Origin of the sequence: Pseudomonas sp. PNPG3 (genome assembly GCF_023093815.1) — a bacterium.
Classification (GTDB): domain Bacteria; phylum Pseudomonadota; class Gammaproteobacteria; order Pseudomonadales; family Pseudomonadaceae; genus Aquipseudomonas; species Aquipseudomonas asiatica.
In genome coordinates this window covers 103,778-124,127 of record NZ_JALLKV010000001.1, presented here as the reverse complement: position 1 = coordinate 124,127, position 20,350 = coordinate 103,778, and the positions used below count along the sequence as shown (strand labels likewise).

The window sequence follows — 20,350 nt, the reverse complement described above, 5'->3', positions numbered from 1 at the left end:
GCCAGGGCGGTGTATGGCAGCGGCGGGGCGTCGCTACGATGCGTTTTTCTCGATGTCTTGGCGACAGTGACTGGTTACGTCATTACTTCCAATTAGTTGTAGGAAATTTCTTCTGGAAAAGTTCAGGGCATGTTGATGTTCAGGTTCTCTGATCAACGTGCGCTGGCTGCATGAAGTTGATGAGGTGATTTCGTGACTGCTATTCACGACCAGGCAATGCACTATATCTACCAGCAAGTACTCGAGCGCTTGCTCAGTCATATGTCACAGGCGCAGCGTGCTTCCTTGCAGTTGCTGATACAACGGCTGCTGGTTGCTGCAGGCGGGCCAGAATACATCGGCACCTACCGCTTGCTGGTGCTGCAAGGCAACGATCACCGCAGCGCCCGGCTGCTGGCGATGCTGCGTGCCGCACAACTGAGTATCGCCCTGCGTGCGCCGGTAACCTTCCAGCTGCGGGTGCTGGTAGTGAGCCTGCCCGTGGCTGACAGTGCCACGCTCGAATGCCATGAGCGCGGCTTCAATGCGCTGTTCTTGCAGGATGACCCGCGGGTGCAACTGCAGATGATCAGGGGGCGTGAAGTAGTACCGTTCAGCCGGCATGCTCCTGCCGCACCCGAGAGCTGGCTGTTGGCGAGGGACGCCATGCTGATGTTCGGTCACCTGGTCGACGCCAGCCCCGAAGCGCTGCTAGGGAGTCGTCTGCACCTGGAGTTGGCGGCCGCGGTGGGCTTTGCGCTGCAGGCCCATACCCCTGCGGATGTATTGATCACCGCCATCCCGGCGTGCCAGCGCCGCCGGTACCTTGCCTGGGCACGGCGCAGCTTGCGCCTGGCAGGGGAGCGGGGTTCGCATGCGGTGCACCAGTGCCTGGCGACGCTGGCACAGGGGCTCAGTCGCCTGCACGGCAGCATCGGGGGCCCATCGAGCGCCCTGGCGGAACCGGCCGTGGGGGCGGCGCCGCAAAACACGCCGGTGCGGTTGATTGCCATTGACGACCTGCTGCCGCCATTGCTCGAAGAACAGCAGCTTGACCTCATGCTCGGTTGCCGCTTCGAGGGGGGCCAGGACGCCCGGCCATTGGCCGCGTTCGTCGAGCCGTTGGCCCCGGCGCAGTTGCAGCAACTGCACGCGCGCAGTCTCGAACCGCAGGCAAGTCGCCCGGCATTGCGGCTGGCTGGCCAGCCGGGCGCCAACAAGCGGCGCGATGTGCATCAACTGCAGTTCGGCAGGGCATACGGCATCAACCAGATCCAACAGGTGTGCCTGCTGTTCAGCCCGTTTGCCAGGCAGGGGAAGAACCTGGAGCGCTTTCTGCAGTGCTGGCATGCCGACATGCTGGTGGCGCTGCCATATCTGCATCGGGCCTTGCAGGGTAAACCCTGCCCTGAAGCGGTGAAAAACTGGCTGGTGAACACCAGCGGCCTGCCGCTGGGGCAACTCAGGTTGATCTATGGCGGGGGCCTGCCGCTGGCCTCCTGGCGCCTGATGAGCCATCTGGCCCGTCGCGATGTACAGCTGAGGTTGCTGCCGCGGCGGGCAGCGGGGCGGCGGCGTGGTCATGCGGGGCCGCCTTGATGGAGCAATCGGGCGCCGGAGAGTTCGCCTATCGCAAGGTCTATCGCTACCTGGAAGCCTTGATCGACCAGGCTCCACGAAGTGGCCCCTGCCGTTTGCCGTCGTTGCGCGAGTTGGCCCGGCGGTTGCGGGTGTCATTGGCCACCGTACAGAGTGCCTACAGCCTGCTGGAAGAGGAGGGCCGCGTGCAATGCCTGCCCAGGTCGGGCTATTACGTACAGGGCGCTGCCAAGGATGCTGCAGCGGCCATGCCCCTGCAGGCCCCCCTGCCGACACAGCCGATGCTGGAGCGAACCCTGCTCAGCCACGAACGGCGCCTGGCACGTCAGCGCACGCACAATGGTGCCCCTTGGGACGCGCCCGGCAGCGCCCGCCTGCGCAATGCCGTCGCAGAACGCTATACCCGTTCCTCCAACCGGTACTGGCGTGCCGAGGACGTTCAGTTGGCTCCGGATGTGCAGGCGTTGCTGGAGACCTTGCTGGCGGCGTTGGCTGTGCAAGGTGGAACCGTGGTGGTGCACTCGCCCTGTTGCTGGCAGGTACTGCGCGCGTTGGCCCGCGCTGGCATGCGAGTGTTGGAGGTACCACTGGATACCTGCGGCAACCCGGACCTGCGCGCCCTGGCCTGGCTACTGGATAGCGAGCCGGTGTGCATGCTCGTGATGCCGTCGTGCCTTGGCATGCCGCAGGGGCGGCTGGTATCACCGCACTATCAGCAGCAGCTTGGCCAGATGCTTGGGCAGCACTCTGTATGGGTGCTGGAAAACGACCTGGACAGTGAGCACTGTTACAGCGGGCCGCCGAATATGCGCCTGCGCGATTGGGTCGACCCCCGCTGGCTATTGGTGATGGGGGCGTTCGATGCCGCAGTGGGGAGCGAGGCGCCCTATGCCTACTTGCTGGGCCATGATGCCGGGCTGGCCAAGGCTTTCGCGGAGCGTGCGTTTCGGCTTGCACCGCTTCGCCTGCAAGCGCTGGCGCACATGTTGGGCAAAGGCGAGATCGAGACGCAACTGGTGCGGCTACGTACGGACCTGCAAAAGCGTATGCAATGCCTGGCGCGTGAGTTGCAGCTGCAGTTCGGCCAGCGGGTGGTGTTGGAAATGCCGGAGGGTGGCCGGACACTGTGGGTGCGCTTTCGCCAGCCACTGCCGTGGGCGGATATTGCCGCGTCGTTGGCGGGTTCAGCGCTGCATGCAATGCCGGGCGAGCAGTTCAGCTTGCAGGGGCGCTACCAGCAGTGCCTGGCGATGGCCTGGCTGGGTGATCACCCGGGGGAGCTGCAACAGGCGGTAGAGCGCCTGGCCCAGGTGCTGGAACTGCGCTGTGGCCGGCCCGCCGGGGTTACTCCTTGAGCCGTCGGGGTTGCTCGGGCTGCGCTGTCGTTCAGGGAACAATGCTCAAGAGCGTGTCACATTCCCTGTGGGAGCGGGCGTGCCCGCGAAGCGTACAGCTCGGTGTATGGCACCGGCTTCGCCGGTGTTCGCGGCGGTTCGACGCCTCGACATGCCCGCTCCCACAGTTGTTCCATGAGCGCCTCCTGTCAGCGATTCGCTTGCTCCTGCCCTTGCCGCAAGCGGGTACTGACCAGCGCTGCCATCACCAGCAACGCGGCGATGATCCACAAGCCATTGCGGGTACTGCCGGTGGCCTGCTCGATCAGGCCCATCACCGATGGGCCGACGAAACCGCCAAACAGGCCGCAGGTGGTGACAAAGGCCAGTCCTGCCGCCAGGGCGCTGCCACTCAGGCGGCTGGAGGGGAAGACGAAGATGATCGACTGCACCACGAACAGCATCAGGGCAGTCAGCGAAAACCCGATCAGGCCGATGAACGAGTTGGCCAGCGACGCCAGCAGCAGCCCGGCCGCCATGGTCAGCAGGCCGCCGAACAGCAGGGTGCGGCAACGGCTCGGCGAGGTGGCCAGGCGCGGGAAGGTGGCGGCGCCGATGGCGGCAGCAATCCACGGTACGGCGGTCAGCAGGCCGACCTGGAAGGGCGACAACGCGCCGTAGGTGCCGATGATGCCCGGCAGGAAGAAAATCACCGTGTAGATGGTGATCTGGTGCACGAAGTACACCACGATCGCCAGCCAGATCTGCCGGTCGCGGAACATCTGCCCCAACTTGCTCTGCTGCGGTGCGGCGGCCCGCTCCGCAGCCAGACGGCGCTCGATGTCCTCGGCTTCGGCGGGCGAGAGCCAGGGCGCCGAGGCCGGGCCATCGGGCAGTTTCTTCCATACCACATAGGCCAGGGCCACTGCCGGCAGGCCCTCGAGCACGAACAGCCATTGCCAGCCGTGCCAGCCCAGCACACCGTCCATTTCCAGCAGCGCACCCCCCAGCGGGCCGCTGAGGATGTTGGCCAGGCACACGCCCAGCAGGAAGTAACCCGTGGCGCGGGCACGCTGTTCACGGTCGAACCAGTAGGTCAGGTACAGCATCACGCCGGGGAACAGGCCCGCTTCGGCGACCCCGAGCAACAGGCGCATGACGTAGAACGAGGTTTCGCCCTGGACGCAGGCCATGCCCGCCGAGAGCAGGCCCCAGGTGATCATGATGCGGGTGATCCAGAAGCGTGCGCCCACCCGATGCATGATCAGGTTGCTGGGTACTTCGGCCAGGGCGTAGGTGAGGAAGAACAGGCCGGCGCCCAGGCCGTAGGCCGCTGCCGACAGGCCGAGGTCGATGCCCATGCTGGCCTTGGCCAGGGCAATGTTGGTCCGGTCAAGGAAGCTCATCACGTAGACAACGATGAGCAGTGGCATCAATTTGCGCAGCAGCAGGCCGTTCAGGCGCTGTTCGGTGGTGGCTGCAGGGGCGGGCGCCGCTGCAGTACCGGTGAGGATTGTCATTGTTTTTTCCCCGTGAAAAGTGCTGGTGGCGTGCCGCGCAAAGGCGGCACACCCAGGTAGGTGGGTCAGGAACGGTTGATGTCGAGCCACACCGCGCCGTTGGGGTACTGGTAGCGTTCCAGGGTCTCGGCATGCATTTCGATGCTGTAGCCCGGGCGTTGCGGTGGCATGTAGCGCCCGCGGCGGATCACCACCGGGTCGATGAAATGCTCGTGCAGGTGGTCGACGTACTCCAGCACCCGGTTGTGCAGCGAGGCCGATACCGCGATGTAGTCGAACAGGGCAATGTTCTGCACGTATTCGCACAGGCCGACACCGCCGCCGTGCGGGCACACCGGTACGTCGTACTTGGCCGCCATCAGCAGCACGATCAGCACTTCGTTCAGGCCACCCAGGCGGGCCGCGTCCAGTTGGCAGAAGTCCAGCGCGCCGGCCTGGAACATCTGCTTGAACATCACCCGGTTGTGACAATGTTCACCGGTGGCCACGCCAATCGGCGCAATGCGCTGGCGGATGGCGGCGTGGCCGAGGATGTCGTCCGGGCTGGTCGGCTCCTCGATCCACAGTGGCTCGAAGGCGGCCAGGCGGCGCATGTTGGCGATGGATTCCTCGACGCCCCATACCTGGTTGGCATCCATCATCAGGGTGCGCTCCCAGCCAATTTCGTCGCGCAGGATGCTGGCGCGGCGAATGTCTTCCTCCAGGTCCGCACCGATCTTCTGCTTGATGTGGGTCCAGCCATCTTCCACCGCCTCGCGGGCCAGCTTGCGCATCTTTTCCTCGCTGTAGCCCAGCCAGCCCGGCGCGGTGGTGTAGCCGGGGTAGCCTTCGCGCAGCATCTGCGCTTCGCGCTGGGCCTTGCCCGGGGCCTGGCGGCGCAACAGGGCGATGGCTTCTTCGGGGGTGAGCACATCGGTGACGTAGCTGAAGTCCAGGCAGCGCACCAGTTGTTCGGGCGTCATGTCGGTCAGCAGCTTCCACACCGGCTTGCCTTCGTGCTTGGCCCACAGGTCCCACACGGCATTGATGATGGCGGCAGTAGCCAGGTGGATCACGCCCTTTTCCGGGCCCAGCCAGCGCAACTGGCTGTCGCTGACGGTGAAGCGGTGCCAGAAACCGCCCATGTCGGCCGTGATTTCCTCCAGGGTAAGGCCGACGATCAGCGGCGCCAGCGATTGCACCGCCGCCGCGCAAATCTCGTTGCCTCGGCCGATGGTGAAGGTCAGGCCGTGGCCTTCGAGGGCCTCGGCGTCGGTGTGCAGCACCACATAGGCCGCTGAATAATCGGGGGCGCTGTTCATGGCGTCGGAGCCGTCCAGCGACAGCGAAGTGGGGAAACGAATGTCGCGAACGCTCAGGTGGGTAATACGTATGCTCATGGTCGGCTCTTGTTCTGTTCAAGCACTGGGGGACCTGACTGTAGGTTGTCGAGCGATACAGGCATAATCGCCAAATCTTAACCAGCGATACCGGATTCGATATGTCTCGATTGCCACCCGACAGCGCCCAGGCGCCTGCCAGCCTCGGCGCATTGAAGATCTCCAGCCGGCAGATCACGCTGCTCAACGCCTTGGGCGAGTTCGCTAACCTGCGCCGTGCTGCCGCGGCGATGCACACCACGCAACCGGCAGCGAGCCTGTTGCTGCAACAGCTCGAGGAACGTCTTGGCGTACGCTTGTTCGAGCGTTTGCCACGGGGCATGCAAGCGACGCTGTATGGCGCAGTGATGATCCGCTATGCGCAGAACGCGCTGCATGAGTTCGAGCACGCCCAGGCGCAGATTGCCGAGCTGGCGCGCGGGGCTCAGGGCCTGGTGAGGGTGGGCAGCGTCATGGGCCCGGTGCCGGGTGTGCTGACCAGGGCGGTACTGGCCTACAAGCGCGATCACCCCAAAGTGCGCATTTCCCTGCAGGTTGGCACCAGCGACACCTTGCTGCCGGCCTTGCTGCGTGGCGACTTCGACATGGTGGTGGGGCGCCTGCCGGACCAGAGCGACAGCCAGGAATTGAACATCGAACTGTTCGAAGGCGGTGAGCAGATGCGCGTTATCGCCCGCGCAGGCCACCCGCTGGCCAATGCCACCGGGCTGCAACTGGCCGACCTGGTGGCGTCGACCTGGATACTGCACCCGATCGGCAGCCCGATGCGCCGCCGCGTCGAAAGCGCGCTGCAGGCCGGCGGCATGGTGCAGTCACTGGATATCGTCGAAACTGCCTCGATCCTGGCTACCACCGCCATGCTCGAAGCCTCCGAGATGATTGCGGTGGTGCCCGATGATGTGGCCAAGCATTATGCCCGCTATGGCATGGTCGCCATCCTGCCGGTGGAACTGCCGCTGGCCATGGCCAACCTGGGCGTGCTGACCCTGCGCTCGCGGCCCAACTCGGTTGCCCTGGACACCTTGCTGCACTACCTGCGGGCGCAATAGCCCTGCCTTTTCACTTGCCTGAGGCCCTGCGTCAATGCCGCCGGACATGACCCATTCCAGCTTTTGCAACTGGATCCGCTACAAGCACCTGGTGCTGATCGACACCTTGGCGCGCACCCGCAACATGCACGCCACCGCCACGCGCATGAACCTGAGCCAGCCGGCACTGAGCAAGATGTTGCGTGACCTTGAGGAGCAGTTCGGCTTCGCCCTGTTCGAGCGCCTGCCGCGGAGCATGCCACCCACCGAACTGGGTGAATATGTGGTGCGTTATGCCCAAGGCGCGCTGGCCGAGTCGCAACAGTTCGTCGACCAGGTAAACCGCCTGCGCAATGGCGGGCACGGCTTTATCCGCGTTGGCGGGATCTTTGCCGCCACCGCGCTGGTGTTGCCGCAGGCCATCGCCGCGATCAAGGCGCGCAGCCCGTTGCTGTCGATCGAAGTGGTGGAGCATTCCAGCGATCACTTGTTGACCATGCTGGAGCAGAACAAGCTCGACATCATGATTGGCCGCTTCACCGAAGAACGCTTCAGCCAGCTGTTCGACTTTCAGCCCCTTGAGCCGGAACCGTTCAGCCTGGTGGTCAACAGCGAGCACCCGCTCAACCAGCTGGAAAGCACGCCGCTGACAGCGCTGGGCGACTGGCCGTGGGTGCTGTACCCGGTGGGCACGCCGATCCGCAACCGCCTGGAGCAGGCCTTCCGGATTGCCGGCATTGCCACGCCTGCCGACAGCGTTGAAACCATCTCCATGCCGATGTTCCTGCAATTGCTGCAGGCGGCGCCGATGATCGCCATGTTGCCGCGCTCGATGGTTGCCGCGCAGTTGGCCAGCGGCCAACTGAAAGAATTGCGCAGCCCCTTGCACCTGGCGGCGCTGGAGTACGGCGTAGTTACCCGCAAGGACGAGCCGCTGAGCGCTTCGGCCCGTGCGTTTGTCGAGATTTTGCTGGAGGGCGCGCGGCGCCGTCAGCAGGAACAGAGATAAAGCCCATGGGGCCGCTCCCACAGCGATCGCGCCAGCTTGTGGAATTTGAGCAAGACAGTTGCTCCCGCAGGGACAGCGCATGGCTTGATGTCAATGCAGTCGGTGTGGGAGCTGGCTTGCCTGCGAAGGGCTGCGCAGCGGCCCCAATGGCCCTCAAAGTGATTGATAAACGCGCTCTGATACCTACTTTTGATAACCCAAGGTTATCGCACGATCGGATCATCTCATTGGGAATGTTGCCCAAGGCTTCTTACAGTGGTCGCAGCCATAACAAGAAGCCAGCCGCACCGCCCTGAGAGGTCCCATGCAACTGATTGCCAAATCCGGTGACCTTGCCGTCATCCGCCTCAACCCGCTGGACAACGTGCTCATCGCCCGCCAGGCCCTGCCGCAAGGCATGCGCCTGGACGCCGAGGCGATTACCGTGCGTCAGCCGATCCCCTCGGGCCACAAGCTCGCTACCGAGCGTGTAGAGCAGGGCCAGCCCCTGCGCCGTTACGGGCAGATCATCGGTTTTGCCTCTCAGGCCATCGACGCCGGCGAACACGTGCATGTGCACAACGTGCAGATGGGCGATTTCGCCCGTGACTACGCCTTCGGTGTCGACACCCGCAGCCAGCCCGGCCGCGAGGCACAGTTCCAGGGCATCGTGCGCACCGATGGCCGGGTCGCCACCCGCAACTACATCGGCATCCTCACCTCGGTGAACTGCTCGGCGACCGTGGCCCGGGCCGTGGCCGACCATTTTCGCCGCGACATCCACCCTGAAGTGCTGGCTGATTACCCGAACATCGACGGCGTGGTGGCGCTGACCCACGGCGCCGGCTGTGCGGTGGACCCCAGCGGTGAAGCCCTGGGCCTGTTGCGCCGCACCCTGGCCGGGTACGCCGTACACCCCAATTTCGCTGCCGTGCTGATCATCGGCCTGGGCTGCGAAACCAACCAGATCGAAAGCCTGCTGGAAACCCAGGGCCTGCAGGCCAGCGCCCAGCTGCGCGCCTTCACCATCCAGGGTATCGGCGGCACCAGCAAAACCATCGCCGCCGGTATCGAGCAGGTCAAGGCGCTGCTGGCCGAGGCCAACCAGGTGCAGCGACAGCCGGTCAGTGCACGGCACCTGGTGGTCGGCCTGCAATGTGGCGGTTCCGATGGCTATTCCGGCATTACCGCCAACCCGGCGTTGGGCAATGCCGTCGACCGTCTGGTGGCCGCCGGCGGCACCGCAATCCTCTCCGAGACCCCGGAAATCTACGGTGCCGAGCACCTGCTCACCCGCCGTGCGGTCAGCCGCGAGGTTGGCGAAAAGCTGGTGGCCCGCATCCGCTGGTGGGAAGACTACTGCCAGCGCATGAACGCCGAGCTGAACAACAACCCCTCGGCCGGCAACAAGGCCGGGGGCCTGACCACCATCCTCGAGAAGTCCCTCGGTGCGGTGGCCAAGGCTGGCTCCAGCAACCTGGTCGATGTGTACCAGTACGCGGAAGCGGTGCACGCCCAGGGCCTGGTATTCATGGATACCCCCGGTTACGACCCGGTTTCGGCCACCGGTCAGGTCGCTGGCGGTGCCAACCTGATTGCCTTCACCACCGGCCGTGGCTCGGCCTACGGCTGCGCCCCGGCGCCGTCGATCAAGCTGGCCACCAACAACCGGGTGTTCGAGCACCAGGAAGAAGACATGGACGTCAATTGCGGCGGTATCGCCGACGGCTCCACCAGCATCGAGGAGCGCGGCGCGTTCATCTTCGAACAGATGCTGCGCATCGCTTCCGGTGAGCGCAGCAAGAGTGAGCTGCACGGCTACGGGCAGAACGAATTCGTGCCCTGGCAGATCGGTGCCGTGACCTGATCGCCAGCCCTGTCCCATTTCCGAGGCAACCGCAATGACTCAAGCCACACATTACAACGTGCAAACGCTCACCACCTTCGTCGAGCGGCTGTTCGAAAAGGCCGGCGCCGACGCCGAAGTCGCCCAGGTAGTGACCCGGGTACTGCTCGAAGGCGAATTGCTGGGCCATCGCACCCATGGCCTGAATCTGGTCAGCCGCTACATCGACGGCATGCTCGGCGGCCAGGTCAAGGCCCGCGCTCAGGTACTGGAGCAGGTGTCGGACAGTGGCATTTCCAGCCTGTTCGATGGCCACTACGTGTTGGGGCCGTACTGCGTCAGCCGTGCTCTGGACTGCGCGGCAAAGGGCGCCACTTTGCAGGGTATCGGTATCGCCGTTGTGCGCCGTGCCGCGCATATCGGCTGCCTGGCAGCCTACCTCAAGCCTTACACCGACCAGGGCCTGGTAGCCATGCTGTATTCCTCGGACCCGTCGGTAGGGCTGGTCTGCGCCCATGGTGGCGTCGACCCGGTGTACACCCCCAACCCGATTGCCGCGGGCATCCCGACCCAGGGCGAGCCGATTCTGCTGGACGTGAGCATGTCCACCGTCACCCTCGGCCTGGTCGGCCAGTGCCGCGACGCCGGCAGCCGCCTGCCGCACCCGGTGCTGGTGAGCAATGACGGGCAACTGAGCGACGACCCGCGCGACTTCTTCACCAGCCCGCAAGGCAGCATCCTGCCCTTGGGTGGCCAGGCTTTCGGCCACAAAGGTTTCGCCCTGGCGCTGCTGGTAGAAGCCCTGACCTCGGGGCTGGCCGGCCATGGCCGCAAGGACGCACCAGACCAGTGGGGTGCCTCGGCCACCGCCGTGGTCATCGACCCGCGTTTCTTCGGCGGCCTGCAAGCGTTCACCGACGAAACCAGCTTCCTCGGCCGGCTGGTCCTGGCCAGCCGGCCACTCGACCCCGAGCGCCCGGTGCGCCTGCCTGGGCAGGCTGGCCTTGCCTTGCGCCGCCAGGCCCTGGAGCAGGGCGCAAGCCTTTCGTCACAGCTGGTGGCCGACCTTGACCGCCTGGCCGGGCAGCTGCAACTGCCGGCACTTTCCCAATGAATGACAGTAAGGGTACACACATGACTGATCGAGCGAACGGCAAGCGACCGCTGCCACTGAATCACGATGCCAGCGCGTTCGACAGCGGCAGTTGGGTAGGGCGGGTCTGGCTGCCGGAGCAGGGCCCTGCGGTGGTACTGGTGAAGGCCGGTGCCGTGCACGACATCAGCGCCCATGTAGCCACCGTCTCGGCCCTGCTGGAGTTGGCCGACCCGGTGGCCTACCTGCGCGGCCTGCCGCTGGCCGAGCCACTGATCGGGCTGCCAGCCTTGCTGGGCAACAGTGACCCGGCCCGACGCGACCCGCGCCAGCCATGGCTGCTGGCACCCATCGACCTGCAGGCGGTGAAGGCCGCTGGGGTGACCTTCGCCACCAGCCTGCTGGAGCGCGTGGTCGAAGAGCAGGCCAAGGGCGACCCGGCCAAGGCCGATGCCATCCGTGACACCCTGGCCAGCCGCATCGGCGCCGACCTGTCGCAGATCGTGCCGGGCTCGGCCCAGGCCGAGGCGCTGCGCAAGGTGCTGGTGGAGCAGGGCCTGTGGTCGCAGTACCTGGAAGTGGGTATTGGCCCGGATGCCGAGGTGTTCACCAAGGCCCAGCCGCTGTCGGCGGTCGGCCACGGCGCCGACATCGGTATCCACCCCAAGTCGAGCTGGAACAACCCCGAGCCGGAAGTGGTGCTCGCGGTGTCGAGTGATGGTCGCATCAAGGGTGCGATGCTCGGCAACGACGTCAACCTGCGCGACTTCGAAGGCCGTAGCGCCTTGCTGCTGTCCAAAGCCAAGGACAACAATGCCTCCACCGCGGTTGGCCCGCTGCTGCGCCTGTTCGACGAAAGTTTCGGCCTGGACGACGTGCGCGCCGCCGAGGTGGACTTGCAGGTGGTGGGCGAAGACGGTTTCATCCTCGCCGGCCGCAGCTCCATGCGCCAGATCAGCCGCGACCCGCAGGACCTTGTGCAGCAAACCCTCAACGAGAACCATCAGTACCCCGACGGCCTGGTGCTGTTCCTCGGTACCTTGTTCGCCCCCAAGCAGGACCGCGACCAACCGGGCAACGGCTTCACCCACAAGCCGGGCGATGTGGTGAGCATCAGCAACCCGCAACTGGGTACCCTGTGCAACCGCGTGACCACCAGCGACCTGGCACCGCAGTGGCACTTTGGCCTGCGTGCGCTGATCGACAGCCTCGGCCGACGCGGGCTGCTGGAAGTTGCAACCACCGCGCGCCAGCCTTGAGCGGCGCGCTGCGTCAGGGAGGGCGCAGCTTGAACGAAGGACCGCCAAGGCGCTGACAGCGCGGCAACAATAATAATAAAGGTCATCACATGAACCCTATGAAGAAGTACCAACGCATCACCGTCGTGTTCCTGCTGTTGATCGGCATCGTCAACTACCTGGACCGTAGTGCACTGTCGATCGCCAACACCTCGATCCAGAAAGACATGATGATCAGCCCGTCGCAGATGGGCATCCTGTTGTCGGCGTTCTCCATTGCCTATGCCTTTGCCCAGCTGCCGATGGGCATGATCATCGACCGTCTGGGCAGCAAGATCGCCCTCGGCGCTTCGCTGCTGGGCTGGTCGTTGGCCCAGGCAGCGTTCGGCATGGTCAACAGCTTCGCCGGCTTCATGGGCCTGCGGGTGCTGCTGGGGATTGGCGAGGCGCCTATGTTCCCGTCGGCGGCCAAGGCCCTGTCGGAGTGGTTCGATGCCAATGAACGCGGTACCCCGACCGGCGTGGTCTGGTCCTCGACCTGCCTCGGCCCGTGCCTGGCGCCACCCTTGCTGACGCTGTTCATGGTCAACTTCGGCTGGCGCGGCATGTTCATCATCACCGGTGTGATCGGCGTGGTGCTGGCGCTGTGCTGGCTGACCTTCTACAAAAGCAAGGCACGTTACCTGGCGGAGCTTGCTGCCGAGGGCAAGCCGTTGCCGAGTGGGCAGCAGGTGCCTGCAGCCACTGCACATGCGCCGAAGGCCTCGTACTTCGCCGGCTGGCTCGACCTGTTCAAGCACCGCAGTACCTGGGGCGCGGTGCTCGGCTTCATGGGCGTGATCTACATGCTCTGGCTGCACCTGACCTGGCTGCCTGGCTACTTCGAGCGTGAGCACGGCCTGGACCTGTACAAGACTGCCTGGGTAGTGTCGCTGGCCTATGGCTTTGGCGCAGCGGGCACGATCGTTGCCGGGCGCTTCTGCGACTTGCTGGTCAAGCGCGGCATGAGCGTGCTGGCCAGCCGCAAGTTCAGTGTCATCACCGGCCTGGTGCTGGCGGCGCTGTTCACTTTGCCGCTGTCGTTCGTCACCGGCCTGACCGGTTGCATCATCCTGCTGTGCCTGGCGCTGTTCAGCATCAACATGGCCAGTGCCACCGCCTGGATGATTGTCAACACCATCGTCGACAGCCAGCGCGTGGCCTCGTTTGGCTCGATCCAGAACTTCGGCGGCTACATTGCCGGCTCGGTGGCGCCGATCGTCACCGGCTTCAGCATCCAGTATTCGGGCTCGTTCACCACGGCGTTCATGATCAGTGCGGTAGTGGCGCTGTGTTCGGCGGTGGCCTACTTCCTGCTGCTGCAGGCGCCGATTGGCAGTGCCAAGGTCAAGGCGGCGGAGATAATCGGGGCGACGGAACAGGTGTGAATTCCGGGGGGGCGCTTTGCGCCCCAATCGCGACGCAAGGCAGCCCCCAAGCCGATAGCCAATTGTTGAGCGACCCACGGCACTTGCCAGGCATACTGGTCTGTATGTATAACCAGTATCCATTCCAGCCGCCTGACCCCAGCCCGTGATCGCCCATTCCGTCGACGACCCGTTCTACTACCTGCACAACTTCCGCCAGGTGCTGCTGTGGGTCGAACAGCGCTACGAAGACCTGCTCGACGACCAGGAACTCGCTTTCATCCGCACCTTCGGCCAACTGGACGCCCCGGCACAGGCCCTGATGGTGCGCATGGTCATGCGCAAGGGCGAGCTGTTTCGCAGCGACCGCCTTGACTATGCCGAAATCGGCGATACCGGGCAGGCCCTGCAGCCGTTGCTGGCCCTCGGCTGGGTACGGGAGCCCGCGCAACTGGAACTGGAGCAACTGTTCGCCCTGTTGCGCAAGGACGAATTTGCCCGTTGTTTTGCCCCACAGCTGAGCCGCCCTCGCGCCGCCAAGCATGACCTGCTTGCACAGCTGCAACCTCTGGGCCTGCAAGCCCGTTCACTGGTCGAGTGGTTCCCGGACAGCGGCATGCGCATCCTCCATTGGTGCCTGCAACCCTTGTGCGACCGCATGCGCCTGCTGTTCTTCGGCAACCTGTACCAGGACTGGTCGGACTTCGTCCTCGCCGACCTTGGCTTGTTGCGCTACGAACAGGTGCCGTTCAGCCCCGATTCGCGTGCCCTTCAACAACGTGCCGAAGTCGACCTGGCCATGGCCTTGCACAGTTGCGCCGAGCGCCTTGAGCAAGGCGACGACCCGCAGGCGATCCTGGCAGCCATGCAGGGCCTGCACAGCGACAACCCATGGCTGGCCCGGCGCCATGCGCGCCTGCAATTCGCCTTGGGCCAGCAATGCGAGCGTCTGGGCGACTGGGCGCAGGCCATGGCTGTGTACACGCAGTGCAGCCACGCCCAGGCGCGCATCCGCCAGGTGCGGGTGCTGGAGCGCAGCGAGCAGTGGCACCAAGCCCATGCGCTGGCGCTGCAACTGGCCGCGGCACCGGCCAACGCCCTGGAAGTGCAGGCGCTGGAACGCATGTTGCCACGCCTGGCACGCAAGCTCGGTGGCCCGCCACAGCGGCGCCAGCGTGTCGCGCCGCTGGAACTGATCGAGCTGGAGCTGCCCCGGGAACAGGCAGCGCTGGGCGTGGAGGAGGCGGTACGCCAGTACCTGGCCGAAGCCGGTGGGCCGGTGCATTACGTGGAGAACACGCTGTTCAACAGCCTGTTCGGCCTGCTGTGCTGGGAGGCGATCTTCGCCCCGGTGCCTGGCGCCTTCTTCAACCCATTCCAGGCCGCCCCGCAGGACCTGCACGACGGTGATTTCCAGCAACGCCGCAGTGCTCTGTTCGACCGTTGCCTGGGGCGACTCGACGATGGCAGCCATCACAGCGCGATTCTCGACTGCTACACCGCCAAGCAAGGCCTGCAGTCGCCGTTCGTGTTCTGGTCCGTGCTCAGCGAAGAGTTGCTTGAGCAAGCCCTGGCCTGCCTGCCGGCGGCCCATTTGAAACAGTGCTTCCTGCGCCTGCTGCAGGACATCCGAAACAACCGCGCCGGCATGCCCGACCTGATCCAGTTCTGGCCCGAACAGGGCCGCTACCGCATGGTCGAGGTCAAGGGGCCCGGCGACCGCCTGCAGGACAACCAGCTGCGCTGGCTGGAGTTCTGCCGGGCGCACGGTTTGCCTGTCGCGGTGTGCCATGTACGCTGGAGCGAAACGCCTTGAGCTATAGCGTGGCGGTACGGGCCTTGTGCGAGTTCAGCGCCAAGGTAGGCGACCTGGACCTGCGCTTCACCCCATCACCCACCGCTCAGGAGGGGATCGAAGGGCATCGGCGCGTGGTGGCGCGACGCGCCGCGGGCTACGAGTCGGAAATTACCCTCGAAGGCCAGTTCGAAACCCTGAAAGTGCGTGGCCGCGCCGACGGTTACGACCCCACCTGCAACCGCCTGGAAGAGATCAAGACCCACCGTGGCGACCTGTCGCGCCAGCCGGCCAACCATCGCCAGTTGCACTGGGCGCAGGCCAAGGTCTATGGCTGGTTGATGTGCCAGGCTCGGCAACTGCCGGACATCGAGGTGGCGCTGGTGTACCTGGACGTGGACAGCGATGGCCAGACGCTGATCAGTGAACACTGCACGGCAGCCGAACTGCAGGCCTTCTTCGAAACCCAGTGCCAACGCTTTCTGGCTTGGGCACAAGAGCAGGAGCAGCGCCTGGCCGAGCGTAACCAGGGCCTGCAAGCGCTGGGCTTCCCCTATCCGGCGTTCCGCCAGGGCCAGCGACAACTGGCGGAAACCCTGTACAAGGCCGTGAGTACCGGCCGTTGCCTGATGGCCCAGGCCAGTACCGGAATTGGCAAGACCCTCGGTACCTTGTTCCCCCTGCTCAAGGCCATGGTGCCGCAGCAACTGGACAAGCTGTTCTTTCTCACCGCCAAGACCCCGGGCCGGGCCCTGGCCCTGGATGCCATGCGCCAGATCACCCATGCCACGCCGCAGCCGGCCTTGCGCACGCTGGAGCTGATCGCCCGCGACAAAGCCTGCGAGCACCCCGACAAGGCCTGCCATGGCGAATCCTGCCCCTTGGCCGCAGGCTTCTACGACCGCCTGCCGGCCGCGCGCGCTGCGGCGGCAGCGTTGCCCATGCTTGACCGCGCCCAGCTGCGCGAAGTGGCATTGGCGCACCAGGTATGCCCGTATTACCTGGGCCAGGAGATGGCGCGCTGGGTAGACGTGCTGGTGGCTGATTACAACTACTACTTCGATGCCCATGCCTTGTTGTTCGGCCTGACCCAGGCCAACCAGTGGCGGGTCGCGGTGCTGGTGGATGAGGCGCACAACCTGGTCGAGCGCGGCCGCGGCATGTACAGCGCCAGCCTCGACCAGGGGCAGTTGCAGGCCCTGCGCCAGAGCAAACCGCCTGGGCTGGTTAGTGCGCTGGACCGGCTGAACCGGCAGTGGAACGCCCTCTACAAGGAGCAGCGCGCGCCGTACCAGGCCAGCGAGTCGCTGCCAGATGCTTTGCTGCGTGCCCTGCAGCAATGCATCGGGCTGATCCAGGAACAGATGAACCAGGCACCCGCGCAAATGGACCCGCAGGTGCTGCAGTTCTTCTACCAGGCGTTGCAGTTCAGCCGGGTCGCCGAGCTGTTCGACGAGCACTTCCTGTTCGACATCAGCCAGCGCCAGGGGCCACGCAAGCGGCGGCTGGCGACCCTGTGCCTGCGCAATGTCACCCCGGCGCGCCTGTTGGGCTCACGCATGCAGGCGGCGCGCAGCGTGACGCTGTTCTCCGCCACCCTGAGCCCACGGCATTTCTACAGCGACCTGCTGGGCATGCCGGTCGATACCGCCTGGCTGGAAGTGGCCGCGCCGTTTCGCGCCGAACAGCTGGAGGTGCGCATTGCCAGCCACGTATCCACCCGCTACCAGCAACGCCAGGCTTCGCTGGCGCCGATCGTCGAGCTGATTGCCCGGCAGTACGAGCGGATGCCGGGTAATTACCTGGCGTTCTTCAGCAGTTTCGAGTACCTGCAACAGGTGGCCGGGCTGCTGGCCGAGCGGCATCCACAGATACCCATGTGGGCCCAGGAACCGGGCATGGACGAAGCGGCCCGCCAGGGCTTTCTCGATCGCTTTGTGGCGGATGGCCGTGGGGTGGGCTTTGCGGTGCTGGGTGGTGCATTCGGGGAGGGGGTGGACTTGCCGGGCACACGGCTGATCGGCGCGTTTGTCGCCACCCTCGGGCTACCCCAGGTCAACCCGGTCAACGAGCAGTTCAAGCAGCGCCTGGGGCGGCAGTTTGGTGCGGGGTTCGATTACGCCTATCTCTACCCGGGCGTGCGCAAGGTTATCCAGGCGGCAGGCCGGGTCATCCGGGGCGACCAGGACCGTGGAGTTCTGGTCTTGATCGACGAGCGCTTCGCCGAACCCCGAGTGCAGCAGATGTTCCCGGGGTGGTGGCCGGCGCCGGGAGGTTAACGCGGCCCCGGCGATGGGCCGCAAAGCGGCCCCAATCTAGGCATCAAGGCTAGCCCGGCATACCGTCAGCCCGTGGCCGCAGCAGGATGGGCAGGTAGTGGCGCAGGAACAGCAGCAGCGCCAGGCTCCAGCACACCACCGAAAGGCTCACCCCCAGCGGCGTGAACAGCGGCAGCACCACCCGCGCCAGCGTCGCCAGTTGGATCAAGGCAAAGGCCCAGGCAATGCTGGTCGGCACCTGCAGCGGCCTGCCGGTGTGGCCCAGGCTGACCCGTGCCATCATCGCCAGGATCAAGCCGCTCATGGCGCCCACGGTCAGGGCGTGGGTCACCAGGCTCGGGCCCAGCGCCACCCCGGCATGCCACAGCGCCATGCCCAGGCAGGCAATGGCAATCCAGGCATAGGCCAGATGCAGCGACCACAGCAGGGGCACACGCCACAGGCCGCGGTCATGCCACAAGGCCAGGCGGGCTGTATGCAGGGCAAACAAGGTGCCGAACAGCACGGCCAGGCCGATACGCGGCGTATCGGCCAAACCCGAAGCAAAGGCCAGCGGTACCGCCACGCTCAGCAGCAGGCAGGCCCGGTCCAGCCAGGGGCGGGCAGGGGCCGGTGCCATGTTGCCCAGGCCGCGCCGGGTAAAGAACGGGATCACCCGCCCGCCAAGCACGGTCATCATCGCGGCCACCAGCCACAACCCGGCAAACACCCCGCGGCGCTGCCACAATTCGTCCTGGCGCAGCCAGCCGACCAGGGTCAGCCACTGGCAGGCGGCGATCAACAGCACCAGGCCGACGATCGGGTAGTTGTTACGCAAGCGCCGCTGCACGATCGGCCGTGCCAGCGCCAGCCCCACCAGCGGCAGGAAGCTGCCCTCGATCACTACCAGCACGCTGCCCGGTAGTGGCAGGAACCAGCTCACCCGGCCCAGCAGCCAAAGCAGGAACAAGCCCTGTAGCGCGCGCCCGTTCAAGCCTGGGATGCCGCTCCAGTTCTGCACGGCGGTCAGCAGGAAACCCGCGATGATGGCGGCAGCAAAGCCATAGAGCATTTCGTGGCGGTGCCAGGCGAGCATGCCGCCGGGGGGCGTGGGCTCCAGCGCACCGGCCAGTACGCCGCCCCACAACAGCAAGGCGAGCAGCGCAAACAAACTGCCACCCAAGAAGAATGGGCGGAAACCCAGGCCCCAGACGGCCTGGCGTGGGCGTGAATCGATCGGCTGCACAAGCATGGCTGACCTTCGTTCGTTCAGTGGGCTCAATTGGGGTAAGATCACGATCCGTGCCAGCTCCGAACCCCTTGTATATCAAGGTGATGGCACTTCTCCGGGTCCGAATGACATGTGTATTCCGCTGTTATTTGGACCTGTTTGTATGTCGTATTGACTTGCTTCAGGGTCTGGCCGGTTCGCCGCTGGCCAACGCTTCGCTACAGGATTCACGTTTTGTCCGACCTCTCGAAAAATCCGCTGCTGCAGTACATGGCCCGCCTGGCCCCATCCAGCCAGCAAACCATGCGCTACATCCTTCAGGACGCCGCCGATCGGCTGGGTTTTGTCGACTGCAATATCGTCGATGTGCCCTGGCATCGGCTCGAGCCCGGCCATGTGATCGCCCTGGTGGCGGCGCTGCGTGCGGATGGTTACGCCCCCAACAGCTCGTCGCTGTACGTCAACGCCATTCGCGGTGTGATGAACGAAGCCTGGCGCCAGGGCCTGATCGATCACGAGCAGTTGCTGCGCATTCGCGAAGTCAAGCCGGCCACCGGCAGCCGCCTGCCGCCGGGGCGCAACCTGCGCCGCAGCCTGATTCGCGAGCTGATGGATGTGTGCGCGGCCGACTCACGGCCGCAGGGTGTGCGTGACGCGGCCATCATCGCCTTGCTGTACGGCACCGGCATGCGCAAGTCGGAATCGGTGGACATCGACCTGGACCAGGTCGACTTCGAGGCGCGCAGCCTGCAGGTGCTGGGCAAGGGCAACCGCCAGTTGATCAAGTACGCCCCGCCATGGGCGTTCGAGAAGTTGCAGGCGTGGCTGGACCTTCGCCGCCAGGACTTGCCCGCAGGGGCCGAAGACGACCCGTTCCTGTTCAACCGCATCCGCCGTGGCAACCATATAACCCGGGCGCGTATCACCAAGCATGCCATTTACTACATCGCCCGCCAGCGTGGTGCGCAGGTGGGCGTGAAGATCATGCCGCACGACTTCCGTCGCGCGTTCATCACCCGGGTGATCGAAGAGCACGACCTGTCCATTGCCCAGAAGCTGGCGCATCACGCCAATATCCAGACCACCGCCATCTATGACCGGCGTGACGACAACGAACGCCGGCGTGCGGTGGACCGCTTCGATTACTGAGGCCTTGTCGCTGTATAAAGGGCTTGCTCTAACCCTGTGGGAAATCGCCCAGTCCTTTGGGCTGCGCTGTCGCGTAGAGAACTGAATCCGCAAGCAGTACGCGTACCCTGTGGGAGCGGCTTTAGCCGCGAAGAATCCAACGCGGTGCATGGCACCGGCTGCGCCGGTGTTCGCGGCTAAAGCCACTCCTACAGAGTCCCTGCTAATTCAATGAGTTCTGTGCAGTTCTGTGGGAGCGGGTTCACCCGCGAACACGGGCGAAGCCCGTGCCATGCACTGGGTTGGATTCTTCGCGGGTAAACCCGCTCCCACAGAGGCCGTGTCGCAGCATCGGGTAATTTTTGCCTTGGGATCCCAGCACCGAAACAGGGCCGAAGCACGCCCCTGTCTTGTGCGCCATCTCCCTCTATGCCCGATGCCAGAGCGGCCATGGCAAATCCTTCATCTTCGTCCACCTGCGGAGTTGGCCCGCAACCTGCTATATCCAGCCTGCGAATTTGATCGAGT

General features: G+C 65.1%; 14 protein-coding genes. 11 read left to right on the top strand and 3 right to left on the bottom strand.

The window, feature by feature from the left end; all coding sequences use genetic code 11:
- Positions 1–192: 192 nt before the first annotated feature.
- Positions 193–1,578: a hypothetical protein gene (locus tag MJ643_RS00600; RefSeq protein ID WP_013972369.1), complete on the top strand. Its 1,386-nt coding sequence runs from the start codon at positions 193–195 to the stop codon at positions 1,576–1,578.
- The gene (locus MJ643_RS00595; protein ID WP_024086927.1) at positions 1,578–2,933 is read left to right on the top strand and encodes an aminotransferase class I/II-fold pyridoxal phosphate-dependent enzyme; all 1,356 of its coding nucleotides are present in this window, start codon (positions 1,578–1,580) and stop codon (positions 2,931–2,933) included. Before MJ643_RS00600 ends, MJ643_RS00595 begins: the two co-directional genes overlap by 1 nt.
- Positions 2,934–3,121: 188 nt before the next feature.
- On the opposite strand, the gene MJ643_RS00590 is transcribed toward MJ643_RS00595, so the two are convergent.
- Both MJ643_RS00590 and MJ643_RS00585 read right to left on the bottom strand, forming a co-directional pair.
- Complete coding sequence (locus tag MJ643_RS00590; RefSeq protein WP_038409470.1) at positions 3,122–4,432, bottom strand: MFS transporter; 1,311 nt, start codon at positions 4,430–4,432, stop codon at positions 3,122–3,124.
- 65 nt (positions 4,433–4,497) lie between these two features.
- Complete coding sequence (locus MJ643_RS00585; protein WP_038409471.1) at positions 4,498–5,811, bottom strand: L-fuconate dehydratase; 1,314 nt, start codon at positions 5,809–5,811, stop codon at positions 4,498–4,500.
- A 101-nt stretch (positions 5,812–5,912) separates the two neighbouring features.
- Here MJ643_RS00585 and MJ643_RS00580 point away from each other — a divergent pair, with 101 nt between their 5' ends.
- From MJ643_RS00580 to MJ643_RS00545, 8 genes are all read left to right on the top strand, one after another.
- Positions 5,913–6,860: a LysR family transcriptional regulator gene (locus MJ643_RS00580; RefSeq protein ID WP_247726579.1), complete on the top strand. Its 948-nt coding sequence runs from the start codon at positions 5,913–5,915 to the stop codon at positions 6,858–6,860.
- Between the two features lie 34 nt (positions 6,861–6,894).
- Positions 6,895–7,848, top strand: coding sequence for a LysR family transcriptional regulator (locus MJ643_RS00575; protein ID WP_023663019.1), 954 nt, complete (start codon positions 6,895–6,897; stop codon positions 7,846–7,848).
- Positions 7,849–8,152: 304 nt separating this feature from the next.
- The gene (locus MJ643_RS00570; RefSeq protein ID WP_013972439.1) at positions 8,153–9,694 is read left to right on the top strand and encodes an altronate dehydratase family protein; all 1,542 of its coding nucleotides are present in this window, start codon (positions 8,153–8,155) and stop codon (positions 9,692–9,694) included.
- A gap of 34 nt (positions 9,695–9,728) precedes the next feature.
- Positions 9,729–10,787, top strand: coding sequence for an Ldh family oxidoreductase (locus MJ643_RS00565; RefSeq protein WP_013972440.1), 1,059 nt, complete (start codon positions 9,729–9,731; stop codon positions 10,785–10,787).
- A gap of 20 nt (positions 10,788–10,807) precedes the next feature.
- Positions 10,808–12,025: a fumarylacetoacetate hydrolase family protein gene (locus MJ643_RS00560; RefSeq protein ID WP_038409573.1), complete on the top strand. Its 1,218-nt coding sequence runs from the start codon at positions 10,808–10,810 to the stop codon at positions 12,023–12,025.
- Between the two features lie 98 nt (positions 12,026–12,123).
- Complete coding sequence (locus MJ643_RS00555) at positions 12,124–13,431, top strand: MFS transporter (RefSeq protein WP_013972442.1); 1,308 nt, start codon at positions 12,124–12,126, stop codon at positions 13,429–13,431.
- A gap of 145 nt (positions 13,432–13,576) precedes the next feature.
- A complete protein-coding gene (locus tag MJ643_RS00550; protein ID WP_038409575.1) occupies positions 13,577–15,226 on the top strand; it encodes a VRR-NUC domain-containing protein in 1,650 nt (549 codons plus the stop codon).
- Entirely contained in the window at positions 15,223–17,484 is a 2,262-nt protein-coding gene (locus tag MJ643_RS00545) for an ATP-dependent DNA helicase (RefSeq protein ID WP_247726578.1), read from the top strand. The genes MJ643_RS00550 and MJ643_RS00545 overlap by 4 nt, the downstream gene beginning before the upstream one ends.
- Positions 17,485–17,533: 49 nt before the next feature.
- Here MJ643_RS00545 and MJ643_RS00540 read toward each other — a convergent pair whose 3' ends face one another.
- Positions 17,534–18,715 carry an NnrS family protein gene (locus MJ643_RS00540; RefSeq protein ID WP_038409578.1) on the bottom strand — a complete coding sequence of 394 codons (1,182 nt, stop codon included), beginning with the start codon at positions 18,713–18,715 and terminating at the stop codon, positions 17,534–17,536.
- A gap of 213 nt (positions 18,716–18,928) precedes the next feature.
- On the opposite strand from MJ643_RS00540, the gene MJ643_RS00535 reads away from it, so the two are divergent.
- Positions 18,929–19,843, top strand: a complete 915-nt coding sequence (locus MJ643_RS00535; protein ID WP_038409584.1) for a tyrosine-type recombinase/integrase — start codon at positions 18,929–18,931, stop codon at positions 19,841–19,843.
- The last annotated feature ends 507 nt before the right edge of the window (positions 19,844–20,350 follow it).

Bases quoted from the DNA above. Each gene is read 5' to 3' on its own strand.
- MJ643_RS00595 (WP_024086927.1), top strand. From the start codon at position 1,578: ATGGAGCAATCGGGCGCCGGAGAGTTCGCCTATCGCAAGGTCTATCGC.
- MJ643_RS00590 (WP_038409470.1), bottom strand. From the start codon at position 4,432: ATGACAATCCTCACCGGTACTGCAGCGGCGCCCGCCCCTGCAGCCACC.
- MJ643_RS00585 (WP_038409471.1), bottom strand. From the start codon at position 5,811: ATGAGCATACGTATTACCCACCTGAGCGTTCGCGACATTCGTTTCCCC.
- MJ643_RS00580 (WP_247726579.1), top strand. From the start codon at position 5,913: ATGTCTCGATTGCCACCCGACAGCGCCCAGGCGCCTGCCAGCCTCGGC.
- MJ643_RS00575 (WP_023663019.1), top strand. From the start codon at position 6,895: ATGCCGCCGGACATGACCCATTCCAGCTTTTGCAACTGGATCCGCTAC.
- MJ643_RS00570 (WP_013972439.1), top strand. From the start codon at position 8,153: ATGCAACTGATTGCCAAATCCGGTGACCTTGCCGTCATCCGCCTCAAC.
- MJ643_RS00565 (WP_013972440.1), top strand. From the start codon at position 9,729: ATGACTCAAGCCACACATTACAACGTGCAAACGCTCACCACCTTCGTC.
- MJ643_RS00560 (WP_038409573.1), top strand. From the start codon at position 10,808: ATGACTGATCGAGCGAACGGCAAGCGACCGCTGCCACTGAATCACGAT.
- MJ643_RS00555 (WP_013972442.1), top strand. From the start codon at position 12,124: ATGAAGAAGTACCAACGCATCACCGTCGTGTTCCTGCTGTTGATCGGC.
- MJ643_RS00540 (WP_038409578.1), bottom strand. From the start codon at position 18,715: ATGCTTGTGCAGCCGATCGATTCACGCCCACGCCAGGCCGTCTGGGGC.